Origin of the sequence: Actinophytocola sp., assembly GCF_050699915.1 — a bacterium.
Taxonomy (GTDB): Bacteria; Actinomycetota; Actinomycetes; order Mycobacteriales; family Pseudonocardiaceae; genus Actinophytocola.
Window position 1 is genome coordinate 1 of the sequence record NZ_JBOHGA010000261.1, and the last position, 7,877, is coordinate 7,877.

Below are 7,877 nucleotides of genomic sequence, written 5' to 3' on the forward strand. Positions count from 1 at the left end.
GCGGTCAGGTCCGCCGGCGCGGGCGGCGCGAGCTCGGCCGTCTCGCCGGTGGCGGGGATGCCGGCGGCCCACCCGCCGACCCGGTTGTGCCAGGCATGGGCCGCGTCGTCAAGCTGCTGGGCCGCCTCGTTGCGCCGGCCGGCCGCCTCGGTCGCGGCGAGCTGCGCGGACCGCGCCTCCTGCTGGCGCCGGCTCAGGTCCTGTCCGTCGGACTCCAGCTCCCGGGCCCGTTCGGCGAGCGAGAGCGTCACCGCGCAGTGCTCGCCGAGCGCGCTCGCACCGCGGGACGCCTGCTCGGCGGCCGCGCGCAGCGCCTCGTGCAGCGCGTCCGGGTCGAGCCCGGGCGGGACCCGCCGGGTGAGCTCGACCGGCGCCGCCTCGGGGTCGAGCGTGGCCCGCCCGGTCTCGTGTACCTCGGTGGCCGCGAGCGCCGGCACCTCGGGCACGCTCGGGCACAGGCCTGCGTCGAGGCCGGTCTCGCGCATCCGGTCGCGGATCGTCGCGGCCAGCTCGGTCGCCTGCGCGGTGTCGTCGGCGAAGCGGACCAGCTCGGCGAGCACCGAGTCGACCAGCTGCTCGGTGTGGTCGCGCTGGGTGCGCAGCTGGCGCAGCGCGCTGACCGCGGCCTGGCGCGCCGCGGACACCACGCGCTTGCGGTCGGCGAGGTCGCGCACGCTGTCGTAGAGCGGGCTCGACTTGAGGTCGTCGATGCGGCCCTCGAGCGTGATCTCCCGCTCCTCGAGTGTGGCGACCTCCGCCTCGGTCTTCTCCGCGGCGCCCTCCTCGTCGCGCAACCGCGTGGTGAGCTTGGTGATCTCGGCGCGCGCCGACGTCAGCTCCTTCGCCGCGTCGGCGTTTCGGCGCCCGGCGGTGCGCAGCGCGCCGTACGCGTAGCCCGCGTAGCCGGCGAGGAACCTGCCGAGCGCGGTGTCCGCGGCCGCGAGCCCGCGGATGTTGTCCCGAATGGACTCGAGGTCCTCGAAGGACTGGGCGAGCTGGTCGACCACGGCCGGGTCGAGCGGCGGCAGCGAGTCGGACAGGATCTGCTCGAGTTGGCCCTCCAACACCTTGAGGCCGACGTCCGGGTTGCGCAGTGTCCTTTGTAGATGGAGCAGATCGGCGTAGCGGGCGGCGGGGATGCCGTACACCAGTTCGGCGATCGTGGCGCGGAACGGCTCCTCGTCGTGCAGGCAGTCCGCGCCGAGCAGGTCGCGCAGCTGCGTGGCGCCGAGCGGGGTGCCGTCCGCGACCAGCTCGAAGTCGTGCCCGACGCGCCGCTCGGTGACGAACCGCCAGGAGTCGTTGATCTGCTGGGAGGTCGCGGACGCCTTGATGCCGATGCCCGACGTCAGGTACTCCGCGCGGCCGTCGGTCTCGCGGCGCAGCTCGACCCATGCGTAGCCGACGCGGTTGGGCCCGCCGGTGTAGTCGTCGAGCATGAGCCGGCGCATGCTGACCGTGTCGTAGCCCTTGGAGCCGATCTGGTGCAGGTCGCCCTCGAGGCACAGCGGCAGCAGCAGCTCGAGGGTGCGGGACTTGCCGGACCCGTTGGTGCCCTGGAAGATCGCGCGCCCGCCGGAGAGGTCGAACTCCTCGACCGAGTACTGCCAGACGTTGACGATGCCCCCGCGGTGCAACCGCCACCTCATCGCGTCTCCCCCTCCCCGTCGAACAGCGACCAGCCCCGCACCGGCTCGGCTTCGGACTCGGCTTCGGACTCGGCGTGCCGCGGTGTGGCGTCGGGCTCGGGTTGCCAGCGATGCGCGGCGGGACTGAGCAGCCACCCGTCCTCGTGGCGTCGCGCGAGGCCGAGCGCGACCAGCAGCGCCAGCACGTCGTCGACCAGCCGAGGCACGCTCGCGACGACCTGCTTCGACCACGCCGCCGGGTAGGCGTCGACGAGCCCCTGGCACACCTCGGTGACCCGCTCGGTACTGATCTCGGCCCAGGCGGGGGCCTGGTCCAGCAGCTCGGGCAGCGCCAGCAGGGCGATGCGGGCGATGGTCGACTGACCGGGGAACGCGATGTCGGTGAGATAGTCCTCGGGGTCGGTGACCGCGACGCCCTCCAGCCGCGACTCGGTGGCGAGGCCGAAGCAGCGCTCCAGCAGCCGGGCCTCCGCGCGGGCGCGCCGGCGCAGCCAGGCCGCCTCCTCGTCGGTGAGGTCGGCGTAGTGGGTGACCGGGTCCTCGACGAGCCGGCGGCGGACCGTGTGCTCGACGCCGCGCGGCCCGGGCCGGCGGGCCAGCTCGACCAGCTCGGTGGCCGAGCCCGCGGTCCCGATCGGGCCGGTGACGAGCTGGCCGAGGAGCGAGGTGTCGATGGTGAGCAGGGCCTCGTCCTCGGTGACCGTGCCCTCGGTTTCGGCGAGCACCCCGAGCGACACCAGGTATCGCAGCGCGGACGCGATCGCGCGCAGCTCGCCGAGGTCGTCACCGACTTTGATGCCGGTCTGGGTGGCGGCCGCGCGAACGTCGGTGACGAGGCGGGACAGCAGGGTCTGCCGGCCGGCGGTGGTGAGCGCGGCCATGGCCAGGGCGAGGTAGGCGTAGCCGCGCGGGGTCAGCGTGGGCTCGCCGCGGGTGGGGTCCGCGCCGGGGCCGGCCTTGTACAGCCGGGCGAAGCGACGCTCGACGACCAGCCGGTAGCCGAGCACGCCGGCGAAGAGCTCGGTCAGCGTGGCGCGGTGCCGGTGGACGACGGGGAGGAGCTCGGCCTCGGGCCCGCCGGCGCGCAGCAGCGGGCGGCGCAGCAGCACCCGGGCGCAGCGCACGACGTCGGCCTGGTCGATCTCGCCGAGCCGGTCCAAGGTCGTGGTCAACGGCCTACCTCGACCGTCGCGTCGAGCAACTCCAGCACGCCGCGCTCGGTGCGGATCGTCTGAGTGCCGGCGGCCGGGCGGATCGTGAGCGTCAGCCCGCCGACTGGGTCGCCGGACTCGCCGGCGTCGGTCGCGCGCTCGCGCTGGGCCATCGCGTCGGTGAGCAGTCCGCAGAGGGTGCCGAGGGCGGCGGGGGAGAGGGTGACCCGGTCGAGCCGACCCTGTGCGGAGGCCAGCTCGGCGACGGTGTCGGCGTGCCGCGCGTCGGCGTCGCGGGCTTCGGCCAAAAGCTGCTCGCGGCCGAGCGGGTCGTCGAGGATGCGGGACGTGCGGCCGCGGCTGCCGCGGTCGCCCCGGCCGCGGACGCTGACCGTGATGTCGAGGACCGGGCCGTCGGCCCACGGCGTGCGCTCGTCGTCGCCGTCGTGCTCGGGGGCGGGGAGCAGGTTGCGCGCGGAGTAGAGCCCGAACGCGGCGGCGGCCAGCGTGTGCGCCTGGTCGGGGGTGGCCTCGTCGAACCACTTCGCGAGCCGGAGCAGCTCGGCGCGGCGGCCGGGCTCGGGGCCGCCGCCGGAGGTGGCGCGCTTGACGGTGGCGAGCAGGGTGCCGATCGCGCGGGCGGTGGCCTCGCGCAGGGCGGTGACCTGACTCGGCCGGCCGGGGCGGTCGACGAACCAGTCGGTGAGCTCCGTCCAGTCCTCTGGGCGCCGCCCTCGGGAGCGCTCGACGTCGTCGCCGATCGTGCTCGCGGGGTTGAGGAGGTCGAGCAGCTGGCGGGTCGCGCTCTTGAACTCCGGCCGCGTCAACACCTCGGCGATGGCGGGGGTGTAGCGCAGGACGTCCTCCACGACCATCTGGATGTACTCGACGAGGAGGTTGCGGAAGCCGGAGATCTCGTCGGCCACGAGGTGGTAGCGGGTAACGACCTGGCCGAGGTAGGCGTAGAAGTCGCGGACGGTGGCGGCGAGCTCGCCGTGCTGGAGGAAGAGCGTGGTGACCTGCTCGGCGAGGCGCTCGGTCGCGCGCTGGGCGGCGCGCGGGCTCTCGTGCGGGAGGCTGGCCTGGGCGAGGCGGCGGAGGAGCTCGTCGAGTCCGCTCGCGATGGCGGGGAGGAGCTCGCGGGAGACCTCGCGGGCGCCCTCGGTGGTGCGCAGGAGCTCGTCGACGGCGCGCTGCACGCGGACGCCGAGCTTGCTGACCTGGTAGCGGACGCTGCCGTGCTGGAACTCGGCGATGCTCGAGGCGACGACCTCGCGGCGGCCCGGGACGAGGTTCCCCCACTCCACGAGCTGCTTGAGCCGCGCGATGACGATCTCCACGCGCGACTCGCCCTCGGCGACCTCCCCGCGCCGCTCGGCCCGGGCGATCGCGGCGGCGACCTCCCCCGCGGAGAGGTCGGCGAGCAGCGTCGAGGCGAAGAGCCGCATGATCGCCAGGTAGGTCCGCCGGTGCTCCCGGGCATCCAGGTAGGCGTACAGCTTGAGCCGGCGCGCCTCGTCCACCCCGCCGGGCGCCTCCAGTGACATGAGCCAGCACCCTACCCGCGGCCACCGACCCGGGCTCCTCGTGCGGACCGGGGGGTGGAGGTTGTCCACAGGTGGCGGGGTTGTCCACAGCGAGCCCGTCCACCCCCTTTCCCGACCCGCACACCGATACGCTTGACCCAATCGGGGTGCCCCCGGAGAGGGCGGGGGCTGCGAGTCACGGTGTGCGTGCGCGCGAGTAGCAGGTTTCGGCGCCCGGTCGGTTGGCGGAGCACGGTCGGTGGTGCTGGTCGGTTGGCGGTGTTCGAGGAGCGAGGCGGGATCGATGAACGAGAAGCGTGCCACCGCTGCGGCCAAGTTGCGTGAGCTGCACGTCCCCGGCACCCCGCTGCTCCTGCCCAACGCCTGGGACGCCGCCTCCGCCCGGCTCGTCGCGGCCGCGGGCTTTCCCGTCGTGGCAACGGGTTCCGCCGCGGTTGCCGAGTCGCTCGGCTACCCCGACGGCGAGGGTGCGCCGCCGGGCGAGATGTTCGCCGCCGCGGGGCGGATCGTGCGGGCGGTCGACGTGCCGGTGACCGTCGACGTCGAGGCCGGCTACGGGTTGGCCCCGGCCGAGCTAGCGGACCGGCTGGCCGAGGCCGGCGCGGCCGGCTGCAACTTCGAGGACACCGACCACGCCGGCGGCGGGTTCATCGACCTCGACCGCCAGGCGAGCCGGATCGCCGAGCTGCGCGCGGCCGACGCGGACCTCGTGATCAACGCGCGCGTCGACGTGTTCGCGCACGCCGAGGACCAGCGCGCGGCACTCCAGGACGGCGTCGCGCGGGCGCAGGCCTACCTCGCGGCCGGCGCGGACTGCGCCTACCCGATCCTCATCCGCGACGCCGGCCTGCTCGCCGAGTTCGTCGACGCCGTGCGTCCCGACGCGGTCAACGCCCTCTACCTGCCCGACGGGCCGGACCTCGCGGCTTTGGCCACGCTCGGCGTCGCGCGGATCTCCTTGGGCCCCGGCCTGTTCCGGACCGCGCAGTCCTATGTGGAGAAGGTGCTGCGCCGGCTCGCGGCGGGCGAAGCGCCCTACTGATCGCGCCGAGAGACCGAGATTTCGCCCAGTCGTCAACGACCGCTCACTGTCTGCACACCGTACGTGCGCATGTGTCGCGGATCCTGCATCCGTGCTGGTAGACGTGACGCGGGTGGCCGGATCGGTCCAGACGGTCGCGATTCTCGGCGACTCGATCGGGGTCGGCATCGGCGATCCCGCACAGAATGGTGGGTGGCGCGGCTTCGCACCGCTGCTCGCGGACGCCCTCGGCGCCGTCCGCCTGACGAACCACTCGATCAGTGGCTCGCGGGTCGGCGGCGTGCGACAGCTGCAACTGCCCGAGGCCCTGCGGGCGCGGCCGGACGTCGCGGTCGTGCTGGTGGGCATGAACGACACGATGCGGTCGGACTTCGATCCGGCCCGCCTCGACGACGACCTCGACCAGGTGGTCTCGGCGCTGAAGGCGGCCGGCGCGATCGTGATCACCGTGCGGTACCACGACCATCACCGGGTCTTCCCGCTGCCGGCCTTCCTGCGCCGGGCCCTCGGCGCGCGGATCGCCGCGCTCAACGAGGTGCTCGACCGGGTCGCGACGCGCAACGGGGTCGCCCTGGTCGACCTGGACGTGCTGCCCGGCATCTACCACCCGACGGCGTGGGCGATCGACCGGCTGCACCCCTCGGAGCTCGGCCACCGCATGCTGGCCCGGGCGATCGCGCTGCGGCTGGCCGAGTCCGGCACCGTGGTGCCGGGCGAGGTGTCGCTCGACTGCGCGGGCGGCCGCCCGGCGAGCCGGCTGGCGCACTTGGGTTGGTTGGTGTTCAAGGGATTGCCGTGGCTGTGCCGCCGCGGCCGCGACCTCGTCCCGTACGCGATGACGGCCCTGGTGACGCGTGCAGATCGAGCATCGCCGTGATGGTGTTCGACCACGGGAACTGCTCCGCCCGACGGCGGGCCGCCCGACGGCGTCGCGCCGCCGGCCACGACAGGATATCGATGACCCCGGCGGCGAGCCCGTCCGGCGTCGCCGGCACCGCGACTCCCGCGCCCGGCGCGAGCAGCTCCGGCGCGCCGCCGTTGGCCGAGGTGACCACCGGGGTGCCGCACGCCATCGCCTCCAGGATCGACAGCCCGAACGTCTCCGCCACGCTCGGCGCGAACGCCACGTCCGCCCGGGACAGCGCGCCCGCCAGCTCCCGACGGTCCCCGACATGGCCGTGGAAGGTCACCGGCAGGTCCCTCGCCTGCTTGCGCAGCGTCGTCAGCGCCGGTCCGTCGCCGTACACGTCGAGGCACGCGGGCTTGCCGGTCCCGGCCAGCACCCGCATCGCGCCGATCACCGCCGCCGGGTTCTTCTCCGGCGACAGCCGACCCGCGTACACCAGCCGCGCGGGGCCGGGCCCCGAGTCGTGCGGGGCCGGCCGGAACGTCGCCAGGTCGACGCCCAGTGGCACCCGCCGCAGGGCCACGTCGAGCCCGGCGAACTCCCGCTCCGCGTACCCGGAGGTCACCACGACCGTGTCGAACTTCGTTGCCAGGCCTTGGTTCCAGCTCCGCACCGCCGGCGCGAGCACCGCGGCGCCGCCCTTCCACAGCCGAGGCAGCCGCGCGGCGATCCAGCGGTCGAGCCGTTCGTGGGAGAACAGCACGGTCCCCACCCCGCGCGCCCGTGCCCACTCGCCGGCCGCCAGCAGCGTCGTCTTGTCCGAGACCTCCACCGACATCTTCGACCGGCCCACCGCGAACGCGTCGAGCAGCTTCAGCACCGCCCGCGAGCGCGGCATCACCCGGTAGCCGCCGCCGACCGGCACCCCCGGCACGGTGATGACCAGACCCGACTCGGTGCGTCGGCGGTCGGCGTGCTGGCCGGGCACGACCAGGATCCGCTCGTGTCCGAGTGCCGCGTACCCGCGGCCCAACGTGTCCACGACGGTCCGCAGCCCGCCGGAGGTCGGGCTGTAGAAGTTGGCGAGCTGAACGATCCTCACGGCGCCGAGCCTCGTCTGGGACGGTTGTCGCTCATGCTGGATGCTAGGCAGCCCAGGTTGAACGCCGGGTGGCCGCGGCATGCCGAGGGGGCGGAACCGCGATGACGACTGTCCCGTGGCCCGTCAGGGTTCCAGGATGATGCGGATCGGGTTGCCGGTCTTGTCGGTCAGCCGCGCCACGGCGTCGGCCGCGTCGGTGAGCGGAAGCGTGGTGGAGATCGACCCGCGCAGGTCCAGCCGGCCGAAGCGGGCCAGCGAGATCAGCTGCTCCACGGCCTCCGGCCCGCCGCCGTAGGAGCCCATGATCTGCTTGCCGCGGAAGGAGAGCCCGATGCTGTCGCTGATCGTCAGCGGCTCCGGCGTGAGGCCGACCAGCACGAGCCGCCCGCCGATGCCGAGGCAGCGCACCGCCTGCTCGCGGACCGCGGCGACGCCCGCCATGTCGTAGGCCACGTCGAGCCCGCCGGTCAGCGCGAGCACCAGGTCGCGCAGGTCCGGCGCGGCCGAGTCGAACGCCGCGTCCGCGCCGAGCTCGAGCG

At 74.3% G+C, this 7,877-nt stretch carries 6 protein-coding genes and 1 pseudogene; 2 read left to right on the top strand and 5 right to left on the bottom strand.

What is annotated here, in order from left to right:
- From ACRDSK_RS29410 to ACRDSK_RS29420, 3 genes and pseudogenes are all read right to left on the bottom strand, one after another.
- Positions 1–1,649, bottom strand: a pseudogene (locus tag ACRDSK_RS29410) (TIGR02680 family protein); the annotation flags it as partial.
- Positions 1,646–2,821, bottom strand: coding sequence for a TIGR02678 family protein (locus ACRDSK_RS29415; RefSeq protein ID WP_431444614.1), 1,176 nt, complete (start codon positions 2,819–2,821; stop codon positions 1,646–1,648). The gene ACRDSK_RS29415 and the pseudogene ACRDSK_RS29410, both read right to left, overlap by 4 nt.
- Positions 2,818–4,347: a TIGR02677 family protein gene (locus ACRDSK_RS29420; protein ID WP_431444615.1), complete on the bottom strand. Its 1,530-nt coding sequence runs from the start codon at positions 4,345–4,347 to the stop codon at positions 2,818–2,820. Before ACRDSK_RS29420 ends, ACRDSK_RS29415 begins: the two co-directional genes overlap by 4 nt.
- Before the next feature lie 283 nt (positions 4,348–4,630).
- Here ACRDSK_RS29420 and ACRDSK_RS29425 point away from each other — a divergent pair, with 283 nt between their 5' ends.
- Both ACRDSK_RS29425 and ACRDSK_RS29430 read left to right on the top strand, forming a co-directional pair.
- On the top strand, positions 4,631–5,389 hold the full coding sequence (locus ACRDSK_RS29425; RefSeq protein ID WP_431444616.1) for an isocitrate lyase/PEP mutase family protein: 759 nt from the start codon (positions 4,631–4,633) through the stop codon (positions 5,387–5,389).
- Between the two features lie 91 nt (positions 5,390–5,480).
- The gene (locus ACRDSK_RS29430; protein WP_431444617.1) at positions 5,481–6,266 is read left to right on the top strand and encodes an SGNH/GDSL hydrolase family protein; all 786 of its coding nucleotides are present in this window, start codon (positions 5,481–5,483) and stop codon (positions 6,264–6,266) included.
- Here ACRDSK_RS29430 and ACRDSK_RS29435 read toward each other — a convergent pair.
- The gene (locus ACRDSK_RS29435) at positions 6,172–7,338 is read right to left on the bottom strand and encodes a glycosyltransferase (RefSeq protein ID WP_431444618.1); all 1,167 of its coding nucleotides are present in this window, start codon (positions 7,336–7,338) and stop codon (positions 6,172–6,174) included. The two genes, ACRDSK_RS29430 and ACRDSK_RS29435, sit on opposite strands and share 95 nt — an antisense overlap.
- A gap of 123 nt (positions 7,339–7,461) precedes the next feature.
- Positions 7,462–7,877, bottom strand: a 416-nt coding sequence (locus ACRDSK_RS29440; RefSeq protein ID WP_431444619.1) for a zinc-binding dehydrogenase, incomplete at its 5' end; no start/stop codon positions are given.